24 protein-coding genes are annotated in these 22,218 nt (G+C 61.2%); 11 read left to right on the forward strand and 13 right to left on the reverse strand.

Annotated features, from left to right (window positions below):
• The first annotated feature begins 317 nt into the window (after positions 1-317).
• Positions 318-893: a hypothetical protein gene (locus tag LXE91_RS34565; protein ID WP_046543603.1), complete on the forward strand. Its 576-nt coding sequence runs from the start codon at positions 318-320 to the stop codon at positions 891-893.
• A gap of 245 nt (positions 894-1,138) precedes the next feature.
• Complete coding sequence (locus tag LXE91_RS34570) at positions 1,139-1,738, forward strand: DJ-1/PfpI family protein (RefSeq protein ID WP_039360426.1); 600 nt, start codon at positions 1,139-1,141, stop codon at positions 1,736-1,738.
• Here the strand turns inward: LXE91_RS34570 and LXE91_RS34575 are convergent.
• The 3 genes from LXE91_RS34575 to LXE91_RS34585 form a co-directional block, all read right to left on the reverse strand.
• Positions 1,719-2,063 (reverse strand): hypothetical protein, encoded by a 345-nt coding sequence (locus tag LXE91_RS34575; protein ID WP_135370807.1) that lies wholly within the window; start codon positions 2,061-2,063, stop codon positions 1,719-1,721. The two genes, LXE91_RS34570 and LXE91_RS34575, sit on opposite strands and share 20 nt — an antisense overlap.
• Positions 2,064-2,335: 272 nt before the next feature.
• Complete coding sequence (gene pstS, locus LXE91_RS34580) at positions 2,336-3,361, reverse strand: phosphate ABC transporter substrate-binding protein PstS (RefSeq protein WP_039360429.1); 1,026 nt, start codon at positions 3,359-3,361, stop codon at positions 2,336-2,338.
• Positions 3,362-3,773: 412 nt separating this feature from the next.
• Entirely contained in the window at positions 3,774-3,989 is a 216-nt protein-coding gene (locus LXE91_RS34585; RefSeq protein WP_046547012.1) for a hypothetical protein, read from the reverse strand.
• 202 nt (positions 3,990-4,191) lie between these two features.
• Between LXE91_RS34585 and LXE91_RS34590 the strand changes: the two genes are divergently transcribed.
• Positions 4,192-4,506, forward strand: a complete 315-nt coding sequence (locus LXE91_RS34590; protein WP_046197119.1) for a hypothetical protein — start codon at positions 4,192-4,194, stop codon at positions 4,504-4,506.
• A 385-nt stretch (positions 4,507-4,891) separates the two neighbouring features.
• On the opposite strand, the gene LXE91_RS34595 is transcribed toward LXE91_RS34590, so the two are convergent.
• From LXE91_RS34595 to LXE91_RS34605, 3 genes are all read right to left on the reverse strand, one after another.
• Positions 4,892-5,296: a hypothetical protein gene (locus tag LXE91_RS34595; protein WP_039360432.1), complete on the reverse strand. Its 405-nt coding sequence runs from the start codon at positions 5,294-5,296 to the stop codon at positions 4,892-4,894.
• Between the two features lie 160 nt (positions 5,297-5,456).
• The gene (locus tag LXE91_RS34600; protein ID WP_063779154.1) at positions 5,457-6,698 is read right to left on the reverse strand and encodes a dicarboxylate/amino acid:cation symporter; all 1,242 of its coding nucleotides are present in this window, start codon (positions 6,696-6,698) and stop codon (positions 5,457-5,459) included.
• Positions 6,682-7,344 carry a GntR family transcriptional regulator gene (locus LXE91_RS34605; RefSeq protein WP_046197118.1) on the reverse strand — a complete coding sequence of 221 codons (663 nt, stop codon included), beginning with the start codon at positions 7,342-7,344 and terminating at the stop codon, positions 6,682-6,684. The genes LXE91_RS34600 and LXE91_RS34605 overlap by 17 nt, the downstream gene beginning before the upstream one ends.
• Before the next feature lie 151 nt (positions 7,345-7,495).
• Between LXE91_RS34605 and LXE91_RS34610 the strand changes: the two genes are divergently transcribed.
• Positions 7,496-7,960: a GNAT family N-acetyltransferase gene (locus LXE91_RS34610; RefSeq protein WP_039355420.1), complete on the forward strand. Its 465-nt coding sequence runs from the start codon at positions 7,496-7,498 to the stop codon at positions 7,958-7,960.
• A gap of 118 nt (positions 7,961-8,078) precedes the next feature.
• Here the strand turns inward: LXE91_RS34610 and LXE91_RS34615 are convergent, their stop codons facing one another.
• Positions 8,079-9,986 carry a DUF3857 domain-containing protein gene (locus LXE91_RS34615; protein ID WP_052760049.1) on the reverse strand — a complete coding sequence of 636 codons (1,908 nt, stop codon included), beginning with the start codon at positions 9,984-9,986 and terminating at the stop codon, positions 8,079-8,081.
• A gap of 609 nt (positions 9,987-10,595) precedes the next feature.
• Between LXE91_RS34615 and LXE91_RS34620 the strand changes: the two genes are divergently transcribed.
• From LXE91_RS34620 to LXE91_RS34630, 3 genes are all read left to right on the forward strand, one after another.
• Positions 10,596-10,922, forward strand: a complete 327-nt coding sequence (locus tag LXE91_RS34620; protein WP_039355422.1) for an EthD family reductase — start codon at positions 10,596-10,598, stop codon at positions 10,920-10,922.
• Between the two features lie 305 nt (positions 10,923-11,227).
• On the forward strand, positions 11,228-11,776 hold the full coding sequence (locus LXE91_RS34625; RefSeq protein ID WP_039355423.1) for a glutathione peroxidase: 549 nt from the start codon (positions 11,228-11,230) through the stop codon (positions 11,774-11,776).
• A 400-nt stretch (positions 11,777-12,176) separates the two neighbouring features.
• Positions 12,177-13,124 carry a GlxA family transcriptional regulator gene (locus tag LXE91_RS34630; protein WP_039355425.1) on the forward strand — a complete coding sequence of 316 codons (948 nt, stop codon included), beginning with the start codon at positions 12,177-12,179 and terminating at the stop codon, positions 13,122-13,124.
• 84 nt (positions 13,125-13,208) lie between these two features.
• On the opposite strand, the gene LXE91_RS34635 is transcribed toward LXE91_RS34630, so the two are convergent.
• The 6 genes from LXE91_RS34635 to LXE91_RS34660 form a co-directional block, all read right to left on the reverse strand.
• On the reverse strand, positions 13,209-13,691 hold the full coding sequence (locus LXE91_RS34635) for a YybH family protein (protein WP_039355427.1): 483 nt from the start codon (positions 13,689-13,691) through the stop codon (positions 13,209-13,211).
• Positions 13,692-13,816: 125 nt separating this feature from the next.
• Complete coding sequence (locus tag LXE91_RS34640; protein WP_039355564.1) at positions 13,817-14,671, reverse strand: DJ-1/PfpI family protein; 855 nt, start codon at positions 14,669-14,671, stop codon at positions 13,817-13,819.
• Positions 14,672-14,813: 142 nt separating this feature from the next.
• Positions 14,814-15,560: a glucose 1-dehydrogenase gene (locus LXE91_RS34645; RefSeq protein WP_039355429.1), complete on the reverse strand. Its 747-nt coding sequence runs from the start codon at positions 15,558-15,560 to the stop codon at positions 14,814-14,816.
• A 216-nt stretch (positions 15,561-15,776) separates the two neighbouring features.
• Positions 15,777-16,622, reverse strand: coding sequence for an MBL fold metallo-hydrolase (locus tag LXE91_RS34650; RefSeq protein WP_039355431.1), 846 nt, complete (start codon positions 16,620-16,622; stop codon positions 15,777-15,779).
• Between the two features lie 18 nt (positions 16,623-16,640).
• Positions 16,641-16,967 (reverse strand): hypothetical protein, encoded by a 327-nt coding sequence (locus tag LXE91_RS34655; protein WP_039355433.1) that lies wholly within the window; start codon positions 16,965-16,967, stop codon positions 16,641-16,643.
• Positions 16,968-16,973: 6 nt separating this feature from the next.
• The gene (locus tag LXE91_RS34660) at positions 16,974-17,516 is read right to left on the reverse strand and encodes a hypothetical protein (RefSeq protein ID WP_039355435.1); all 543 of its coding nucleotides are present in this window, start codon (positions 17,514-17,516) and stop codon (positions 16,974-16,976) included.
• Positions 17,517-17,682: 166 nt separating this feature from the next.
• Between LXE91_RS34660 and LXE91_RS34665 the strand changes: the two genes are divergently transcribed.
• The 4 genes from LXE91_RS34665 (at position 17,683) to LXE91_RS34680 (ending at position 22,210) form a co-directional block, all read left to right on the forward strand.
• On the forward strand, positions 17,683-18,588 hold the full coding sequence (locus LXE91_RS34665) for a LysR substrate-binding domain-containing protein (protein ID WP_039355438.1): 906 nt from the start codon (positions 17,683-17,685) through the stop codon (positions 18,586-18,588).
• Between the two features lie 104 nt (positions 18,589-18,692).
• The gene (locus LXE91_RS34670) at positions 18,693-19,496 is read left to right on the forward strand and encodes a lipid II flippase Amj family protein (RefSeq protein WP_039355440.1); all 804 of its coding nucleotides are present in this window, start codon (positions 18,693-18,695) and stop codon (positions 19,494-19,496) included.
• A 44-nt stretch (positions 19,497-19,540) separates the two neighbouring features.
• The gene (locus LXE91_RS34675; protein ID WP_082139466.1) at positions 19,541-20,053 is read left to right on the forward strand and encodes a chloramphenicol phosphotransferase CPT family protein; all 513 of its coding nucleotides are present in this window, start codon (positions 19,541-19,543) and stop codon (positions 20,051-20,053) included.
• Between the two features lie 564 nt (positions 20,054-20,617).
• Positions 20,618-22,210: a Re/Si-specific NAD(P)(+) transhydrogenase subunit alpha gene (locus LXE91_RS34680; protein ID WP_039355442.1), complete on the forward strand. Its 1,593-nt coding sequence runs from the start codon at positions 20,618-20,620 to the stop codon at positions 22,208-22,210.
• Positions 22,211-22,218 lie beyond the last annotated feature (8 nt).

Below are 22,218 nucleotides of genomic sequence, written 5' to 3' on the forward strand. Positions count from 1 at the left end.
AAGATTTTCGGATCTTCGGAACGCGTGACTGTTGTGCTCCGACACTTGCCATCGAGGTGCACCGCTCGATCTGCTGCAATGGGGCGTGCGTGGGCGGCCGCATTGGATAGCGGCCGGCCAGGAGGAGACACAGGGCCGAATGGTTCGAATTGCCGGCAATCGTCAGTGTTGTTAGTGACCGGGGAGCATCAGAAGACTGACACTCCATTGAATTGGCATGACATTCACATATGTGTCGGGTTTAAGCGCCCCACGGGCAAAGTACCGAACGGTGTCGTTGGGACCTTTCGAGGCCGATCCGATGGGGACCTATAGACATGAGCGAACTCAAAACGCTAATAAAAAGGTATGGCGGGGCGGTGGATCATATCAGGGGAGCCACTTACGTCCACATGCCAATGAAACTACCTTCAGGGATTGATGTAGGCTTCGCGACGACTTATTCCGCGGAATGGCTTGGCCGCCTATTTCCATTCCTTCGCCACTTTGAAATGCCACAGGGGCTGTATATTTACGGCGACCGGGCAGAGATTCTGTCCCGCGTCATTGGACATGATCACGAGCTTTGTTCTGCGCTACGCTTCGTCCTCGATCAGTATGCGTTTGACTTGGAATGCACTGATATGCGGCTGGTCGCGAGCTTGAATACGATTTCTCGGCCGCTGTCGCTCGATCCTAGCGGCGGTTGGCATTTGGTTTCAAAACTTGCGATGATTGCGGGACGATTGGGTGAACTTGATTATCACGAATTTGATACGACTCCCCGCTCGATTTTTGCTTGGGGGCCGGGTCGCTTTCGTAACCTATCTATCCGGGCGATCTTCGTGGTCGTGTTTTGCATACCGCTTTATTTAATGATTCACTTTTCGCATCCAATCACGGTATTGAAGTAAGGCGCGCGCGATCGTCGCGCAAAACCTGCAGACACTGGCACAACGGCCGCTTTTGCCACGCGCGGAAGTCCGCTTCGGGTCGATAACTGCGGGCCAGGAACGCAGCGCCGATGCGAGAACACGACACGCACCCTCCGACCAGACCCCCGTTCCCGAAACAGCAACCGTCAGGTCTTCGCCAACGTGAATCCATACATCGCGCCGATCTGGCAATATGCATCGACCGACCTCAGCCAGGGCACCCCATGCACATCGCCATTCTGACCTTCCAGGGTTTCAACGAACTCGATTCCCTCATCGCGCTTGGCGTGCTCAATCGAATCAAGAAACCCGAATGGCGGGTGACGCTGTCATGCCCGGAGCATTTCGTCACATCGATGAACGGCGTGACCGTGCAGGCGCAATCGACGTTGGCGGACGCACGCGCGGCGGATGCCGTCATCGTCGGGAGCGGTATCCAAACCCGGGATGTCGTCAACGATGCGACGTTGATGGAGCAACTGAATCTCGATCCGACCCGGCAACTGATCGGTGCCCAATGTTCGGGCACGCTGGTTCTGGCAAAGCTTGGCCTTCTCGACGACATTCCGGCGTGCACGGACCTCACGACCAAACCCTGGGTCGTCGAGGCGGGCGTCGAAGTCCTCAATCAGCCATTCTTCGCACGAGGCAATGTCGCAACGGCAGGTGGCTGCTTTGCTTCGCAGTATCTGGCCGCGTGGATCATTGCGCGCCTGGAGGGCGAGGAAGCCGCGCGGAGCGCACTGCACTATGTGGCGCCGGTCGGGGAGAAGGAGGCGTACGTTTCTCGTGCGTTGTCGAACATCACGCCTTACCTGCCGTAGCGCGCAAAAAAATCGCGCTGCCACCATCGCAGTGAGCCGGGTTCGGCGGTGACGTCGGGTTCCCGACGCCGGCTTCTCCCACGTGCCCGGTTGCCACGTCGTCCGGCTGCCGCGTGGAAGAGGGGGCGAGAATGTTCGATGACTCGTTCAGGCAGAGCCATTCGGTGGCGCCGGTCCGCAACGGATCGGACTCCACCAGCCAGTTCGTCGTGCAAAGGCGGCAGCGATACTGTCGCACGACGATTGGCGGCCGACCGAGCGGCCGCAATTTCGTTGGCTTGTGCAATTCCACCAGTCCGCGATGTGCGACGGGATCGGACATCATGCGCATGTTCGTGGAGGCTTCGCAACGCATGTGCGTCAGCCTTTCAGGAACGCGTCGGCGCGGTGAATCACTTCTTCGCTCATCGTTCAAATTGTCCGCTGATTGCAACGTGATCGGCAGTGCGTCCGTTCCATGCTTGAATCAGGCCTGCTCGCCGTCGCGGTGTGCGTCGATCGGCGGTCGTGACGGACCTTCCGGAAGGTAGTCATCAACGGGGCGTCTTCCTGCGCTGCGCGGCGAATGCGGGCGATTGCGCGTCTCGTCCGGACTCCTCAGTTTGAAATCGACTTACCGGACGCATCCTTGATTTTCGCTTTCCATTGCGTGCGGATTTCGGACACCACCGATTCGGGAAGCGAGATGTAGTCCAACTCCGTGGCGGCCTGGTTGCCGTTGTGGAACGCCCAGTCGAAGAACTTCAGCGTTTCCGCACCTTGTGCCGGCTTCTCTTGCGTTGCATGCAGCAGCACGAACGTCGCGCCGACCACCGGCCATGCGCCCTTGCCCGGCTCGTCCGTCAGGATCTGATAGAACGACTTCGACCAGTTCGCGCCTGCAGCGGCGGCCTTGAACGTTTCCGTTTTCGGCTCGACCACCGTGCCCGCCGAGTTCTTCAGCGCGGTGTAGACCATGTTGTTCTTCTTCGCGTACGCCCATTCGACGTAGCCGATCGCGCCCGGCAGGCGCTGCACGAACGCTGCCACGCCGTCGTTGCCCTTGCCGCCCGTGCCCGTCGGCCAGTTGACCGTCGTCCCGTCGCCGACCTTCGACTTCCATTCGCCGTTGACCTTCGACAGGTAGTTCGTCCAGATGAAGCTCGTGCCCGAGCCGTCAGCACGGCGAACCACGGCGATGTCCGTATCCGGCAGCTTGGCCTTCGGGTTCAGCGCGGCAATCGCCGGGTCGTTCCACTTCTTGATCTTGCCGAGGTAGATGTCGCCCAGCACCGGGCCCGACAGCGTCAGTTCGCCGGCCTTCACGCCCGGCACGTTGACGACCGGCACCACGCCGCCGACCACCGTCGGGAACTGGAACAGGCCCGCCTTCGCGAGCTCGTCATCCTTCAGCGGGGCGTCCGAACCGGCAAAGTCGACCGTCTTCGCGTTGATCTGCTTCAGTCCGCCCGACGAGCCGATACCTTGATAGTTGACCTTGCCGCCGCCCGCCTTCTTGTACGCATCTGCCCACTTTGCATAAATCGGTGCTGCGAAAGTGCTGCCTGCGCCGGTGATATCTGCCGCATGAACATTGAAGGCAACAAGAACCAGGGTGCAGGGCATCAAGATCCGGATGTTCATGTAACGCCTCCCGTCTGCTATCGGCATGCCGGCCCGCAAGCAGGCCTCGGTTGAGAAGTCTGACTGGTCGAGCGGGGGCCGCCGGCCGCCTTTCGGCAACGTCTGTCGATTGACCGCGGCAATGATCGTCTCTCGATTGCTTTCGAGCACGATGCGCGATTGCGCCGGGGCAGTAGCCTCCGTGCCGCATCTTTCTCGTATGACATTCGCCGGAAAGTTGATTGCAACGTACCGCAACCGAGACCGCACGTAGCGACCGGCTGGTCGGGATCGTCACTGACGATCGGGTAGCTCAGGCGAGTGGCGAAGTCCGTCATCGTGCGCGGTAAGCGGTCTCGCAACGAAGGGTGCTAGGAGTATTGCAGTTGGCTGTGAAAATTCAAGGAAGGCGCAATTGCTCGATCCGCCAGATTCAATGCACGTCAGTGGCGACGATGGAGGCCAATGCACGATCGCCGTCGCGTTGGGCAGTGTCTTCAGTGGAAAAGATGTCGGTACTGAATGCGATCAGTTTGAAGCCGGATCCCGCGGAGCGAGGAACCGTGATGCCCCAGTGCCAGCCGCCATCTTGCTGGAACACGTGGAGCGCAGGGGGGGCCTGGTTCAGTGCTGGTGAAGAAGTCGTCATCGCGTGCTCTCCCGTCGTGGGGCGACTGCGGGGCAACTACATCGGACGCGCGAACCCAGTCTACGGACACTTTTGCTGCGGCGCAATATTCGAGTTTTACGAAAATGCCAATGTGTGAAACGCCACAATTTTGAAATACAAATATGCAACGTCGGAGATGGCTGGCATATTGATGTGACGATTGGGATTTTCCGGAGGCTTTATGGATCGAAGTTCGCTTGTGTGGGCGGGGGTGCCGCATAGCAGCGATGGCGTCGTGTTTCAGGTTCGGGTCGGCCAGGGCCTTCAGCGTTTTCATATTGCTCGATTGATTCTCGAGAAGGCGTGCGAACTTGAGCGACTGGCGTCTGATGCACGACAGCTCGAATGCTTTTACGAGCATTTGACGCCGATTCTGGCAGTCGCGCGGAAGACGCGCTCAAAGGCAAAGGCCGATACGGTTTCGCTGAATGTTTCGGATTTTGTTCGAACCGGGAGTGCTCGGGGCGAGCAGGGGGCTTGGGCGGTGATGCGGTGAACGCCGCAGGGCGGTTGAGGGGAGCGGAATTCTCGGTCTTGAAACGGGCGGGCGTGGAGCTTGGCGAGCGTCACGCGTTGCGTCTCGTCACGTGCGGAGCAGGCACTGCTGCGGTGCTGGCGGGATGTTTTTTGCGGGCTTCCGCGTAGTCTCGTGATCGAGCCTCGCGATGAAAGGGCGTCGCTCGATGACCACCCACCCACGAACGAAAAGCGCTGGCCGGTGAACTGGCCAGCAAAAAGGTCCTGGCGATCCGAGGTTGAGTGTGCCAGAACCAAAGACACTGAGCGGCGTGCGCGTGCACCCGGGCGAACATGTCGAACGATCGGCCCCGAAAGGCGGGGCTTATCCGGCTCGACCTTGCGCAACAATCTGTGATCGCAGTTTAGGCTGGGCTAACCGATGCGACCAGACGCGTGTTCACGCTCGGAAACTGGAAGGCATCGCAGGGCTTCTTCGGTACCGTCCATGTTGCGATCATCGCGGCGGTCGGCAGATAGTCGGGATCGGCCGACGCGACCCCGGCCCACACGCCGCGAGACACCTGCCTGCCATGGAGATAAAAGTGCAGCTCCCGGCCAGCGCGGTCGCACACACACCTGATTCTCTCCACCGATTGGCCCAATCCTCTGATCCGTGCGATTTGGTCGCGATCCAGCTCGAACAGCGCACTCACCACGCCGTCACGATTGCCAATGCCGATCATGTTGCTGTCATCGGTCAACGCCCATGTCGGATGCGGCGTGCCTAGGCGCAGCATGAAATAATCTGCGGACTCTGAACCAACCATACCGTTTCTCCTGCAAAAGATCCGTCGTTCTGCTAACTGAAGATCAATGAAACCGAACGTTCATCCAATCCGGTTCGGATACTCGAGTGGATGTGCCCCGGCGCGTTGCAATCGGCGGGCGCAACAGTGAAGCGCGCTGCGCCGGTCGCTTCCGAGGCACTCACACGCTCGCCTGACGCGTCGCGGTTTCGGCGGCGAGACTGTCCTCCGAACCGGAAAGTTTCACCGCAACAGCTGCCGCCGCCGTGCTCCCGTAGACGTTGAGGGCGGTTCTCCCCATGTCGAAGAAGGCGTCGACGCCCAACAGCAGCAGCACCGCATCGGCCGGCAACCCGATCGACGTCAGCACGATGGTGATGGCGACGATCGCTCCAGAGGGCACATTGGCTGCTCCGTCGATGGTGATGATCGTCAAAAGCAAAATCGTAATCACCAGCGGCCAGGACCAGGCGAGATGATATGCGTCGGCCAGATAGCCGACTGCGAGGGCCGTGTAGAGGACCGCGCCGTCGCGATTGAAAATATAGGCGAGCGGCAAAATCGTGGACGCCACGCCGTGGGGAACGCCGAATTCAACCAGCTTCTTCAGGTGCAACGGGTACGTGATTTCGGACGACCGCGTCGTGAAACCAAGGATCAGCGGTTCCTTCACCTTCCTGAGAACGGCGAGAGGCGACTGACCGGCGATGCGAATGACGAGGGTGAGGACCACCGCCAGAATCGCCATGCCGAGATAGGCCACGCCCAGAAGCTCGACGAGCGAGTGCACGCCGGCAAAGCCCTTGGCCGACAACAGCTGCGCGATCGCGGCGAAGATCGCGAGCGGCGACCATGCGATCACCCACTGGGTCATCTTGAACAGGCCGGACAGCAGCGCCTCGAAAACGGCAATCGCGGGCTCGGCCCGCTCCGGGGCAGCCGCCAATGCCGCACCGAAAATGACGCCGAAAACGAGTACCGGGAGAGAATTGCCCGCAGCGAGCGCAGCGACGATGTTCGCGGGGATCAGATCAACGAGAAATTTCGTCCAGTCGATGCTGGATGCGAGTGCTGCCGGCATCGATCCGGAGTGAGTGAGGCTCGCCCCGAGACCCGGACGAAATGCAAAATTGAGCAGCAGGCCGAGCGACGCTGCCAGGCCAGTCATCAAAACGAAGAAGACGATACTGGAGAGTGCGACCTTTCCGAGCCGTTCGCGCAGTCGGCCCGCACGAAAGACACCGACCGTGACCGACAGGAAAATCAACGGCATGACGACCATCTTGATCGCGTGGCCGAACATCGCACTGAGAAAGCCCAGCTTCCCGGCAAAGCCGGGAGCAAATACGCCGCAAGCGACGCCAAGTACAAGCCCGCCAAGCATTTGCATCGGAAGGGAAAGGCCCTTATTTTTCGTGTTCATGCCGCGCCTTTAGTAGTTTTATCCGTGCGGGCGTACCGTCAACGATGTGATTCCACATATGCTGACGCGCAAGCTCGCCGTCGTTCGCTTCGATTGCGTGAAAGATGTGCAGGTGCTCGATCGTGCCGCGCCGAACGGTTTCGGCGTCGCTACGTGGGAGTTCGTTCAGCGCCAAGGTTTGGGCTCGCAATAGGCCATACGCCGATGAGATTCGCACGTTCCTTGCTGCAGCAAATAACGCTTGATGAAACACCCAGCCGATACGTTGCTCGAGCATGATGTCCGCGACGTCCCGTTCAATCAGGTCCTGCATTTTCTCTGCCGCGTCGCGAAGGTCCGCTGTTACACCCGACCTGGCTGCAAGAAATGCAGCCGTACTCTCGAGGGCCAGCCGCATTTCAAAAATTTCGCGCAGATCGCTCGTCGTCGGCGAGGCGACATACGTCCCGCTTTTTTCAATCACGACGACCAGCCCTTCGGACTCGAGCAAATGCAATGCGCTGCGCACGGGCATTTGGCCGAAGCCGAGTTCCTCCGACAGGCCTCGATGGGATACTTTCTGCCCAGGCGCAAGCCGGCCGTCAAAGATCCTCGATCGGATCTCGTCGTAGGCAAGCTCTGCATCTGTCGAGACTTTCAACGTCATCTGTGATCGCAGTTAGCGTATGATTGAAAAAGAGATAACGGATAGGAAATTACCCTTACTGGTAGCGCACGGCAACTGATAATTTTGCGAGTGGGTATGCCGAAAGCGATCCGGAAGAAAATCTTCGTCATGAAGCGAGCTGACAAATTAGATGACTTCACAAGATGTGCGCTTTACCATCTGCGCCGTTCGTGCGGAAGAAACCTATCCACTCAGGGCCGCAATCCTGATGGCCGGAGATGAGGAAGGGAGTGCCCTACCCGGAGATCTCGCCCCGACGTCAATGCACTTTGCCGTTCATGATAATGACGGTATTGTGGCCGTGGCGTCGGTATGTCATGAAGGGCATGCCGGTGTTTTGAACGCTCAAGCCTGGCGCCTTCGCGGCATGGCCGTCCATCCATCGGTGCGTGGTATGGGATTCGGACGCCTTCTGGTCAATCTGTCCATTCGTTATGCCCGCGAACAGCATGGATTATTGCTCTGGTGTACGGCACGCGAATCGGCCTGCCCATTTTATGAAATGCTCGGCTTTAATCGCGATCCGAAACCGATTTCAATGCAGGGTCGTGATGACATGAGGTTCTTTCTCATGCAGCGCCAGATCGCGGGCTGATTTTCGTTGGGTACTGACGTCAGACGACCAGATGGTTTATGCGTGGTCTAGTCAGGCGTTTCTGCGATCAACTTGGAAACATTAGCAATCGAAGGGGTTTGTCACCCCGCAAAACCGATCATTGATAGACGATCTGTGCTGCAAGGTCATGTTTGATCGATGTCGCCATTCTTCCGAGCTCAGGATATTCGTCCGGCTGCAAATACGGCACTTTCGACACCAAATCAAGCGTCCGGGTCACGCTGATGGTTCTGCCTTCGCTCGCATACGAAGACGTATAAGTCCCGAACGGCGAAGTAACGGTGACGGGCCTGGGAAGGCTCAACACTTTCATCGAGGCCGGCAACTCCAGTTTCGTGACTTCGCTGAAGTGTCCTGCCTTAAAGCGGAACGGAGTTTTACGCGTGGCCGAACCTACCCCGTCAAGAGCGCTGGAGATCGTGTTGAAGCCACCCAATCCTCTTGGGACGCGCATGGCGCCGGGGCCGGGGAGAGCAGTGTAGTCCGGTAGTTCGAACACACTGGAAAACGAAAACGGCATCCAGAGATCATTGATGTCGCCGTGGAGGTAGCGGCCGGTGCCGTCCGTCCCGCTCGCCGTCAGAAACGCTTGCGCAAACACCGGTTCCGAACCAGCCGGCAACTGGGCGAATATCGAACGCGCGATCCAGTCGTATTCGCCGCCGTTCTTGACTTCGCTATCGCCACGAACGGTGCCGAGTTTGTCGAGTGCGACGTGCGTAGTGACCGTCACCGTGTCGGCATCGGGGCGTGCAACGGGAAGGACGACCAGGCGAGACTGTTCATTGCCGACGCCGGTCAACAACGCCTGCTTTCCCTGCTCGTTGAAAGGAAGCGTGCCGAATCGTGCCGTGCCCGCTGTCGAGTCAAGGTAGATATCGAACTCGGGAACGTAGGTGATCGCGTGATTGAACACAGCCAATGGACTGGCGGCCGAAGGTAGCCAATAGCGGCTGTCCGCATTGACGAGTACCGTGTTGCTCGGTATGCCTTTTGCGGCGAGCAGCGCCTGCAGCAGCGTCGTATGGTCCTTGCAGTCGCCATAGCGCGCATGCAGGACGTCTTGTGCGCTATGCGGAACGACTCCGCCGACACCGAGGAACACTGCAACATAGCGGATGTTTCGGCTAACCCATTGATAGAGCGCATCTGCCTGATCGCGCCGGCCGGCGACTCCCTTCGTGACTTCGTCGGCCAGTGTTTGCACGTCGGGCGTAATGGTCACCTGGGGCAGCGCGCGGGCGGCGTATGCCTGCCCAAGTGCCGCGTAACCCGGAAACGTCGTGACCGCGATCCGTGGGCTGCGATCGTCGATGCTCGGTGCATTGGCTTCAAGTGGCTGCGCAGTTGCACCTTTTATCGTCCAGCGCCAAGTCTGCCGGCCGTCGACATCCGCTGCAACCAGTCCGCCCTGCATATCGACGACATCGGTATACAGTTTCATTGAGGATGGCGCATTGATCGTAATGCTGGCGCTTTGGATCGGCTTGTTGTTCGGAAACGTGTCGTCAGCCGAGAAATGACCGGGGAATAGCGGCGTTACCTGCGTCTCGCGCGTGCGCATGGTCACGGTCGCGCCAGGTTCTACGCCGGGAAAGACGATCGTCTTGACGAGGTTATCGTCGAAGGTAGGGGCGTGGACGCCCGACGCACTTTGACGAGTGAAAATTGCATTGGGCGAGACGTCGATCCGCACGCCGTCGCGCGTGGTCGTGTAAGCCTCGATCACGTCGAACTTCTGCAACGCGGGGCTATATCGATACGAAACCTGACCGTACGACCTGACGCCCTGTTCCGTCTCTATCCGGATCGACCTTGATTGATCACGAATCGACGAACTGTCGCGATTCACCGTGTAGAGCGTGTCGTCGGACAAGACGGTTGCGGGTGGAGAGAAATCAGCGGAAAAAGCGGCAGCAGCGTGCATGGCGGCTACCGCCACCGCGAGGTGTGACAGTAGCATGCAACCGATTGAAATGGATCGGCCGTCTCGCGCAATCAGCATGTGGATTGCCCTCGTGGTTTCTTATTTTCCTCTTGCGAGGAGGGAAGCGAGAAACTACCACGACGTTGAGCATGCCGCTACGAATTGCGGTGCACGTACGAAATGGATTTGCGCGTGTCTTGTCTGCATCGACAGGAAGTTGTCGGTTGATTGCAAGCCATGTCGCAAGCATCCGCAACATGTCGTAACCGGATGCGGAGAGCGCGCTGCTTCACGGATTTCGACGGACGTGCCGTCTTGTCGGATCGCCTGTTCCCGACCGTTTGAAAGCCCCCGCTCCGGTGGCAATTGAACGTCGCATGAAAATCGTAAGCTACCGACTGGTGAATGGTCTCGGTGGCATCGCGCCACGTAAAGTATCTGGGTGGGAAGGAGTTTTGTCGGCCCTGGTTTTCCTGCGGTCCCGAACGGAGCTGCGCAAAGGTCGGCCACTCGCCCGTTGTACACTCAGTGCCGCCAAACCGGCAAGACGGATTCATCGGTGCTTGCAATCAGATGATTCAGTACGCCGATTCTGCAAGAAGCGTTCGCCATGCCCTATATCGGCGGCCTCGATGTCGTGTCGCGAGCGTTGGCGCCTCGATTACCGTGCAGCAACAGGAGAACCCGATGATCAAAGTCAGTGTCATGTACCCGTACGCCGCAGGCGCGCGATTCGATCATGCTTACTACCGCGACAAGCACATGCCAATGGTGAAGCAGCGGCTCGGTGCGGCATGTCTGTACTACGCGGTCGACAAGGGCATCGCAGGCGGTGCTCCGGGCACTGATCCTGTCTACGTGGCCAAATGCGACTTCGTCTGCACTTCTATCGAGGCTTTCCAGGCGGCTCGCGACCCGCACGCGCAGGAGATCATGGCCGACATCGCCAATTACACGGATATACAACCCGTGCTTCAAATCAGTGAGGTGGTAGTGGACCGTTCGGAAGTATGACCCAGGCTCGGATGTCGCCAAGCACCGCATCCGCTGATGGCGTACCCCCCGCAACGGGCGATGCTTATGCGGCCATTCTGCTGTTGTATCGAAGCCTGGGCCTATCCAGGTCGCATGCCGGGCCCCGCGGTCCGCGCCTGCAAGCAGGAAGTTGACCGTTCGCAGTAGGATAGGGCTCTGCTACGCGCAGATCACGAGCGTCGACAACGCGCCTTTGCTGTCCGACGTCCAGGGTTTTCAATGAACGCGATACACCGCGATTCCGGCGGTTCGCCAATCAATTTGATCAATTGAAGGATGCAGACATGAGCACGATTTACGATATTCCCGTCAACGCGATCGACGGCGCGCAAACAACCCTGCGCGCCTACGAAGGCAAAGTGCTGCTGGTGGTGAACGTGGCGTCCAAATGCGGGCTGACGCCGCAATACGAAGGGCTCGAGGCGCTCTACGAAGGCAAGCGCGCGGAAGGTCTCGAAGTGCTGGCGTTCCCCGCCAACAACTTCAAGGGCCAGGAGCCGGGCACCGACGCGGAGATCCAGTCGTTCTGCACCGGCACCTTCGGCGTGAAGTTTCCGTTGTTCTCGAAAATCTCCGTGATCGGCGACGACCAGCATCCGCTCTATCGCTCGCTCACCCAGGCGCAGCCGCAGGCCGCCGGCGACGGCCCGTTCCGTGCGCGCCTCGAAGGCTACGGCATTCAACCGAACCCGGCGCCCGAGGTGCTGTGGAACTTCGAGAAGTTTCTCGTGAGCCGCACGGGCGAAGTGGTTGCGCGTTTCTCGCCCGATACGACCGCGGACGACCCGAAGCTCGTCGCCGCTATCGATGCGGAGCTGGCCAAGGCCGCGTAAGCCTGCACGCGTGACGCGTGCCAGGACGGATTGCCTGACCTGCACCCGTGGTCGAGGGTGCCAGGGCGGGGCAATCCAACACCATTTCTGCCGACATGCCACTCGCGCATTGAAGACGGAACGCGACGGGGTGCCTGCCTCGAATGGCGAATGGGGGAATGCGTCAGGCCGACAGGCCATTGAACGGACTGTTGACGTTGCACGACGTCGTTCGGGATTCCACAGAGAAGATGAGGGCGCTGCTGAAAAAAGTCACGTTGCCCGCTTCGGATCTCAGCGGCCATACGGACAATCGATCACGACGTAAACGACGTTTTTCCCTCATTTCAGGCTGAATGGCGCCATTTGAGGGTTCCTCGTAAAATGCGACTTTACGGGATTTTCAGATAACGACTTCGTCATGCATCGAATCGGATTCTTCGTTTGCCGTGGCTACGATGCGCTCGATCTGGGCGGGCCGCTGTCGGCCTTCAACCAGGTCGCCACGGCGGCAGGCCACGCGCCCTATGATCTCCACGTCATCTCGCAGCCCGGTGGACCGGTTCCGGGCAATACGGGCCTGTCGGTCGACACGAAGCCGATCGGAAGGCGCACGTTCGACACCGTCATCTTCGTGGGCGGTGACATCGATCCGATGCAGACGCCGGAGAACATCGCCGCCGCCAGGAAACTGGGCGCGCGGGCCGCGCGGGTGGCAAGCGTGTGTACGGGGGCGTTTCTGCTTGGGGAAACCGGCTTGCTGGACGGCTTGAGAGCGACGACGCACTGGCGATACGCGGCTCGATTGCAGTCGCGCTTCCCGCGCGCCAGGGTCGAAGGCGACAGTATCTATATCGAGGAGGGCCGCATCTGGACGTCGGCGGGCATCGCGTCCGGAATCGACCTGGCGCTCGGCATGATTGAACGAGACATGGGTGCGGAGGTTGCGCGCGCTGTCTCCCGGCTTTTGGTGGTTCCGTATCGTCGGCCGGGCGGTCAGTCCCAATTCTCGGCGATGTCGCAGATGGAGCCGGAATCGGATCGCATCCGCATCGCGCTGAATTTTGCGCGGGAACATCTGGCGGAAGCGTTGCCTGTCGAGCGGCTCGCCGAGGCCGCAAGCTTGAGTTTGCGGCAGTTCGGGCGCGCATTTCGCCGGGAAACCGGAGAAACGCCTGCGAAGGCGGTCGAGCGCTTGCGTGTCGAAGCGGCGCGGCTGCGCCTGCAGGGGGGCAGCGAACCGATAGAACAGATTGCGCTGGCCGTTGGGTTCACCGACCCGGAGCGGATGCGCCGGGCCTTCATCAAACTGCATGGGCACCCGCCGCAAGCGATTCGACGCGAGAGCCGATCGAACGGCGCGCGCTGATCGACCATCGACCCCTGCCCGGCCGAAGTCCTTCCAACGGACCGGCGGCGCTTTCGGTAGATCGCCATGCGTTTCGCCAGACGCTCAATGGTCGTCCGTGGTCAGCGGGCCGTCATCGTTCCACATGTCACGATGCAACTTCCACGCGCCGCCCTCTTTCAGAAAGACGAGAGTCTGCTTGCCGCGGTATTTGAGCTTGCCATCGTGGTCGTGGATCTCCGCATCCGACACCTCTGTCACGACCTGGTCGTTACCGTAGAACTCGTAATTGCTGAACGATACGGTGGCGGGTTTTGATCCGGCATACCCCTTGGTGAAGTACCCGACGATCGCACTGCTTCCCTTGATCTTGTCGCCTCCGGGCGGCAGGAGCGTACCGTCGCGGGTGTAGAGTCGACCGATCGCCTCGTAATCCCCTCGCGCAAAGGCATCCGCCCATCGCGCATTCTCGGCCTTGATGGCCGCTTCGGGCGGGCGCGGCGAACCACCGGCAGCCGCCGGTGCGGCGAACGCGAAAAAGGTGACGCAGGCTGCAAGAGCAGCAGTGAAAATACGAGTCTGTTGCATCGAGTGATTTCCGTGCATGGTTTAAATTGAGAGGACTACAAAAAATAAAGGATGACGCAGGCAATGTCGGTCGCTGTGTTCATCGCAGTCTGTAGATGGGCTGGCTCACATTGCCTGCAAGCTCTTCAACGAACGCCTGGCACGCGTGCGAGCCCCCTGGATGCACCGGGCAGTTTCTTGTCGACCATCGCGATGAGTTCCGGCCGCGCCTCTCTCGGATGGCCGGAGTGGAACGGCGGCGCGGGATCATATTCGATCACGAGCTGCGTGAGCTCGGCGGCCTGTTGACCGCGCAGCTTCGCGGCCACGCGAAGGGCGAAGTCGATGCCCGCCGTTACACCGCCGCCGCTCATGAACCGGCCGTTGTCGTCTTCGACGAAGCGCTCGGGCACGGGAATGGCGCCATATTCGGCCAGCTTGTTGACGAAGGCCCAATGGCAGGCGCTTCGCTTTCCATTGAGAATGCCCGTTGCGGCGAGCACGAGCGATCCGTTGCACACCGACGTCACGTGCCTGGCGCTTTCTGCCAGGCGCCGGATCTGCGCTTGATATGCGGGGCGCATCGGCGCCGACAGATCGGACCCGCCAGGGACGAGCAGCACGTCCGTCTTGTCGATATCGGCCAGTCGCTCGGTCTTGCCGTACACGACGCCGAATTCGAGCGTCACGTTGCCGCCATTGAGGCTCGCGTAGCGAACGTTCGTATTCGGTAGCCGATGGAAGACCTCGCTGGGGCCGGCGAAGTCGAGCAGCGTCCCGCCGTCGTAATTGACGATCAGGATATCGAGCGGATCATTCGGGGCAAGTGCGCCGTCGCTGCCGGACTGTGCGAGCGCAGGCGCGGTGTGTCCAAGCAAGGCGCCGCCACCGAGGACGGCGCCGAGCGTGGCGATGCTGCCGAACTTGAGCGCATCGCGGCGCGATCGACCGGCTCGGGTGAGTGGAGGTCCGGAAGTATTGTTTTCGCTACTGTCGGTCAAGATCATTTCTCCTTGCACGTCGGCCCCGCTGCGAGCGCTACCGGGCTGGGCCGAGTGAAATAGCCGCCGCGACTCAAAGCGTGGCGGACGTGAGGTCAGTAAGGTGGATGAGCCGCGATCACGCGCAGGGCTCGCCGCAGGCTCAAAGCTGCGACGCGCCGCCGTCGACGACCAGCTCGGTGCCGACGACATACGAGGATTCGTCGCTGGCGAGATAGAGCGCGGCGTTGGCGATGTCCTCGGCGCTGCCCATGCGGCCCACCGGAATGGCGCCGGCGAACTCGGCCTTGCGGTCGCGAACCCATTCGTCCGGCATGCCCCACCTGGTCAGCAGCGGCGTGTCGATCGCGCCGGGTGCGATCGCGTTGAAGCGGATCTTCCGGTCGAGAAACTCGTAGGACCAACTGCGGGCCAGCGATCGCACGGCGGCCTTCGCGGCTGCCGTCAACGAGATGCCGTGCTTGCCGGTCTGCGCGACGAACGAGGTGTTGAGAATGACGGACGAGCCCTCTCGCAAGTGCGGCAGCACCGCCTGAAGCGTGAACACCACGCCTTTGACGTTGATGTCCATGATCTCGTCGTAGAGCGCATCGTCGATATCGTTGAGTGCGGACGGGAACGCCCAGCCGGCGTTCGCGAACACGATATCCAGGCCGCCGAACTTCTCGTCGATCTCGGCGGCAATCGACCGCATGTCCTCGATCGAACGGACGTCGCCCCTGAGAACGAGCGCATGACCACCGAGTTCGTCCTTCACGCGCTCGAATACAGCCTCGTCGCGCCCCGTCACTGCGACGCGGGCGCCTTCCGCGATGAACCGCTTCGCGGTGGCAAGACCGATGCCACTGGTACCGCCGGTGATTAACGCCGACTTGTTTTTAAGCCTCATCTTCTGCTCCTTTCCACGTCGTGATTGATCGGGCAGAAAGCGCAAGACGCGATGGCGTTTGTGCGTTTCCCTGCTCGATCTTCCACGTGCAGTATGGAGCGCGAAGCCGATGGCACAAAGGTCGAATAACCCTCAAAAAACGCCACATGGATCAGGCGGGTGACTCATGTATTTCGGCGTGAGGTGGCGGCATCGCACGTCCGTACGCGTGTGGCCTCAGCCTTCATTCTCGTAAAGCAACCCATACCCGCCGTTCGTCCGCTTGATGCGTGCGAACCCGAGTTCCCCCAGATGCATGCCGGCGATCAGAAGCCCGTCCGCGCTGACCTGATCGAGAAGGCGTGACCGTGTAGCGGCTGCCAGCGATGCATCGTGATCGAACGCAATCGATACGTCCGGCCGCTGAATCTGGATATGCGGAAAGTGCACCACATCCCCCCACACGAGCAGACCTTGATCGCGGGATTCAAGAACATATCCGGTGTGTCCATCGGTGTGTCCGGGCAGCGGCAGCGCGCTGATACCGGGGAGCACTTGTCCATCGTCGAACATGCGAAGCCTGTCGACATAAGCGTCGAACACCTGACGCGCCTTCGCAAAGTTGCCGCGGGCCCGCTCGCTGGCGCGACCGAGATTTCCGTCGTCCTGCCAGAACTTGACCTCTTGCTGATGGACGACCAGCTCGGCATGTGGAAACGCGACCTGTCCTGCATCATTCACCAGCCCGCCGACGTGATCGGGATGCGCGTGGGTAAGCAGGATGGTGTCGATCGCAGCGGGTTCGATACCGGCAAGCGCCAGGTTGGTCCGGAGTTGGCCGCCCCATTGCTTGAACCCGCCAGCCCCGCCGTCGATGAGCACGGTGTGGCCCGCTCCGCGTACGACGTAGCAATTGATATGAACGGCCGCCGGCTCTTTCTGCCCCGCATCACGCTGCATTTTTGATGCGTCATCCGAATCGATATTCGACAGGAAGTCGAGGCTCGCAGTGAGGTATCCATCGCTGATCGCGGTAATCGTGAAGTCGCCGACTTGCTGAACGGGAAAGGTAAGGGTGGACATCGTGTTGCTCCGAATCGGCTAATTGCGGGCGTGAAGGTTCGACGCGGTGTAACCGAAACACCGAATGCGCGCCGTGAGGCCGGTGCGGCGAACGATCGCCTGATCCAGCGCTTCCATGAACCGGTTCATGACCTCCGGCGTGCGACGCGTGCCGACGCGATACCGGATGTCGGCGAAGACGGGACGTCCATGCCCGTGCCGAACCGCCAGGAAAATGACGTGGACGTTCTTGAGTTCAGCCTCAAGCACCTGCGTGCAGAGCTCGACGCAGTCGCGCGACAGCTCGGCAAGGCTTTCATCAGCCGGCATCCGCTTCGCGTCGACCGAAATCGTGACGTTCGGCATCGCGGTCTACTCCTGCGCAATCGAAAGGGCGTGTGTGCTCGTCAACTGCTCCGTCATCGGTGCGTAAAGGTGAATACCTTCGGGGAGCGCCTCGACAAGCCGCGCGCTATTCCGTGGCACGACGGCGAGCCAACGGCGCGCCGGAAACTTCTCCAGCGCAACGGCCTGCATGGCCAGCGGTTCGAGGCCCAATCGAAGCAGCGAATCCGGGCCATCGGCGCTCAGTGCGAGATGTTCACCGTCCTTTACCGCCGGCGCGAAGCCGATATCGCTGTAGAGATTCCGGTGCCAGTCGGTGATGTGCCGTTGCCATTTCGCGAAATTGCCGCCGCCTTTCCGGCGATATTCGTCGCCGGTCAGGACATCGAGGCCGTCGATCGTGTGGATCGCCAGATAGACCGGGCAACCGCGGGTGATCGCCTTGAACCGCTGCGACGTGTGAAACCCCGTGACCGAGATCAGGGCGGGCAGCTTTTCAAGGCTGTAGAAGTCGTTCCATTCGGCTTCGCTGTCGAGGTCGGCGAAGCTGCATTCCACGGTGTAGATCATGGGTTTGTCCTTTGGGCAGGGTGCGCATCCATCCGCGAACATGTGATGTTCAGTGCGCTAACGTAATGCTAAGCTCGCCATTCCGCGCCATAAAACGAAATAAAGTCAGCCTTCAGTGACATTTACTCAAGCTGATGGCGAACATATCCCGACCCACGAGACTTCCATGTCCCGCAAGATTCCAAGCAATTCCGCACTCCAGGTGTTCGAAGCCGCGGCCAGACACGGCAGCTTTGCCCGAGCCGCCGAGGAGCTGGCACGCACCGAGGGTGCCGTGAGCCGTCAGATCGGCCGGCTGGAGGCGTTCCTGGGCGTCACGCTCTTCGAGCGAATCGGCAACCGGGTGCGGCTGGCGCCGAACGGTGCGCGCTATGCGGTGCAGGTTCGCGAGATTCTGGATCGGCTCGAACGGGACAGCCTGTACCTGATGGGGCAGCCGATCGAAGGCGCGAGCCTCGATATCGCCGCGATCCCGACCTTCGCCACCCGCTGGTTGATCCCCCGGCTGAAACATTTTCAGGACCGGCATCCGAACATCACCGTGCATATCGCCGAGCGGATGGAGCCGTTCCTGCTGGCCGGGAGCGGTTTCGACGCAGCGATTCATTTCGAGCATCCGGCCTGGGTGGGGATGCATCTGCATCCGCTGCTGGAGGAAGTGCTGGTGCCCGTCTGCAGTCCGGCGCTGCTCGCCGGCGCCGGGAAGAACCCGTCGCTGGATGCATTGCCGCGTCTTCACCGGCGACAGAACCCGGACGCATGGCAGGCTTATGCGCAGGCGTGCGGCATCGTGCTGACCAACTCGGCGGTGGGCGCGCGCTACGACCTTCATTCGATGCTGATCGAAGCGGCGCTGGCCGGCCTCGGTGTCGCGCTGGTGCCGCGCCTGTACATCGATGCGGAGCTCGAGCAGGGCCGGCTGGTCGCACCGTGGCCGGCGGGAAAGACGGTGACGAAAAACTTCTGCCTCGTGCTGCCCGAACCGATCGAGTTGGCCAACGGGCCGTTGCAGGCCTTCGCGACATGGATGCTGGATGAAGCACGGGGATTGGCGCCGCACGGTAGCGCCTGACGCTCGTCGCCCAACCGTGACGCTTGCGAAGGCAGCTTCGCCAGGCCGATGCGCCGCGCCGCGCTCGGGTACACTCGTGATCCCGTCACGCACGCGGCACCAGCATGGACAGTCAGCTTTGGATCATCTGCGGGCTTACCTTCGTCATCCATATGATCGCGACACTGGCGTATGCCGTGCGGATCGCCGGCGTGCGCACGCGTCGCATCGCGTTGTCGTTTTCATTGTTCGGGATCATCGCGCTGGTGTCCCGAACGGCCAATTCCTTTCAGGGGCCGTTCATCGCGAAACGCGTTGAAATGGACATCGCGCACCGGATGGGGAGCGGGTTGCTGGCCGACTTCCGGTGGTTCCTGCTGTCCGCCACCGTGGCGACCATCGTCGGGTCGTTCCTGATCCCGACATTTCAGCGCTATTTCAGTCGCGCCGTCGAACACTTCCAGGTGAACCGCTCGATTCCCCGCCTGCTGCTGCATGCGTGCAGTCGCGCCGGGATCAACTATCTGCGCGTCGGCGCGCGACTGCCTTCGAGCCAGAACGTCACGCAACTGACCGCGAACACCGGCGTGTCGTGGCGCGTCATTGCGTTGAACGTCGCCGCGATGGCGATCTGGACGGTCGGCGTATTCGCGTCGCTGTACGCGGGCTACCTGAAGCCCGAGCTGAGAGTGACATGCGCGAACCTGTCGTCCGTCATCAACGGTTTCGCGACCGTCGTGCTGGCGGTCGTCATCGACCCGCAGGTTTCCGTCATGACCGACGACGTCATCGAAGGGCGGATCTCGGAGAACAGCTTTCGGCGGGCCATCACGACACTCGCCGGCGCACGCGTGCTCGGCACGGTGTGTGCGCAGGCGGTGCTCGTTCCGGCCGCGCTCGTCATCGTGCGCGTCGCCGAGCTGATCTAGCGCTGCACCCGGACAACCGGCAATCTCTCCCGCGGACCATCGCCATGAAACCCGTTGCTGTCGTATTGCACGGCCCGACCAGTGCAGGGAAGAGCAGCCTGGCGAGGGCGCTCCAGCAGCGCTCGGACGTGCCCATGTTTCACGTGTCGCTCGACGCGTTCGTCGAAATGTCGCGCCGGCGTGACATGCGATCGGAAGAAGAACTGAATCAGGCGCTGAGACTTCACCAACTCAACCTGCAGTCGACGCTCGCGCGGATTGCGGCCAGCCATTTCGAGATCGTGCTGGACCTCGTGCTTCGGGATCTCTGCGCGCTCGACGCATGCATTGCTGCGCTGTCGCCCCGTCAGACCTTTGTCATCGGCGTTACGTGTCCGCTGGATATCCTCGAACAGCGCGAACGCGCGAGAGTGGATCGAGGCGAAGGCATGGCGCGATCGCAGTTCGGGCATCCCGCTTACTCGCGGCCGTATGCGCTGCGCATCGATACCTCGACCTGCACGCCGGAGGAAGGCGCGCGCCGCATTCGTGCCCACGTCGACGCGCAGCGTGAATGATCGTCGCCGGATTTTGGATCCGGACCGGCTGCGTTCTCCCTTAAACTCGCCTGCACCGCAGATCGTCGGCCAAATGGACTATGTCGTTTGTGCGCGACAGATCGTATTCTGCCGACGAGCGGTGGGATTCTCGATGAAACCGATTCCCATGCTTTTGTGCGAATCGCCATTCAGTCAGGTTTCAAACGGATTCACGTGCTGCCGAGCCCAGCGGCGCGGTGCGGGCCGGGAGCGGGTGGGTGCCGGCCCCATTGTGTCCAGACAGGGGATTCATGGATTGAATGCGCGCCGATTCAAAATATAAATTTTGGAAAGACTCTGGCACGGGATATGCTTGACGGGTTTTATCCGATCGGAACATACGCCGGATATTCGTCAGCATAATCAGGCAAGAGCATGAACGGGTTTGCTCTGACAAGACAACCGATTAGAGGACCGATCGTTTGTGAAATCCGCGCGGGAGTGCCAAGCTGCGCGCGGAGCAAAGTCGGACACGGATTGAGTTGGGTGACTTGAAACGCAGGCCGTAATTCCTCGCGACGGCCACTACTGACAATTCAGGATATGACATTACTGATTGGGGTCCCTCTGGAGACGGCCCACGAGGAGCGGCGCGTAGCGACCGTTCCCGACGTGGTCGAAAAGCTGATCAAGCTCGGATTCTCGGTGGCCGTGCAAAGCGGTGCCGGCACCGGCGCGAACTTCAGCGATGACGACTACCGCACGGCCGGCGCCGAAGTCGTGCCGACGGCCGCCGATCTATGGGGCCGCAGCGATATCGTCCTCAAGGTGCGCCCGCCGAGCAGCGAGGAAGTCGCGCTGATGCGCGAAGGCGGCATGCTGATCGGCTTCGTCTGGCCGGCCCAGAACCCTGAACTGATGCAGCAGCTGGCCGCGAAGCGGGCCACGGTGCTGGCGATCGATTCGCTGCCGCGCACGCTGTCGCGCGCGCAGAAGATGGATGCCCTCACGTCGATGGCCGGCGTGAGCGGCTACCGCGCCGTCATCGAGGCGGCCCATGCGTTCGGCCGTTACTTCAACGGGCAGATCACGGCCGCGGGCAAGGTGCCGCCGGCCAAGGTGTTCATCGCGGGCGCAGGCGTGGCCGGCCTCGCGGCGATCGGCACGGCCGCGGGCCTCGGCGCGATCGTGCGCGCCAACGACACGCGCGCGGAAGTGGCCGACCAGGTCAAGTCGCTGGGCGGCGAGTTCGTCAAGGTCGACTACGAGGAAGAAGGCTCGGGCGGCGGCGGCTACGCGAAGGTGATGAGCGAAGGCTTCCAGCAGGCGCAGCGCGCGATGTACGCGCAGCAGGCCAAGGAGGCGGACATCATCATCACCACCGCGCTGATTCCCGGCAAGCCGGCGCCGAAGCTGATCACGGCCGAGATGGTGCAGTCGATGAAGCCGGGCAGCGTGATCGTCGACATGGCCGGCGAGCAGGGCGGCAACTGCGAGCTGACGGTGCCGGGCGAAGCGGTGGTGCGTCATGGCGTGACCATCGTCGGCTACACGGATCTCGCGTCGCGCCTGGCGCGCCAGTCGTCGACGCTGTATGCGACCAACCTGCTGCGCGTGGTCGAGGAGCTGTGCAAGGGCAAGGACGGCACGATCAACGTCGACTTCAACGACGACGCGATCCGTGGCCTCACGGTCATCAAGGAAGGCAACGTCACGTGGCCGCCGCCGCCGATCCAGCAGCCGGCCGCCGCACCGAAGCCCGCAACACCGCCGGTCGCGGCCGCCGCGTCCAAGGGCCACGGCCACGGCAGCGGCGCGCCGATGTCGGCGAAGTCGCTCACCATCACGTTCGCCGTGGGCGCACTGGCGTTCCTGCTGGTCGGCCAGTTCGCGCCGGCCACGTTCCTGGCGCACTTCACGGTGTTCGTGCTGGCCTGCTTCGTCGGCTACATGGTGATCTGGAACGTCACGCCGTCGCTGCATACGCCGCTGATGAGCGTCACTAACGCGATCTCGTCGATCATCGCGATCGGCGCGCTCGTGCAGGTCGCGCCGCCGTTGGGCGACGCGGCGGCGGAGGGCCGTCCGTCAGGGCTGATCCTGGGCCTGGCGGTGGGCGCGCTGACGCTCACGGCCGTCAACATGTTCGGCGGCTTCGCGGTGACGCGTCGCATGCTGGCAATGTTCCGCAAGTAAGGAGACGA

Origin of the sequence: Burkholderia contaminans (assembly GCF_029633825.1) — a bacterium.
In the GTDB taxonomy this organism is placed as follows: Bacteria; Pseudomonadota; Gammaproteobacteria; order Burkholderiales; family Burkholderiaceae; genus Burkholderia; species Burkholderia contaminans.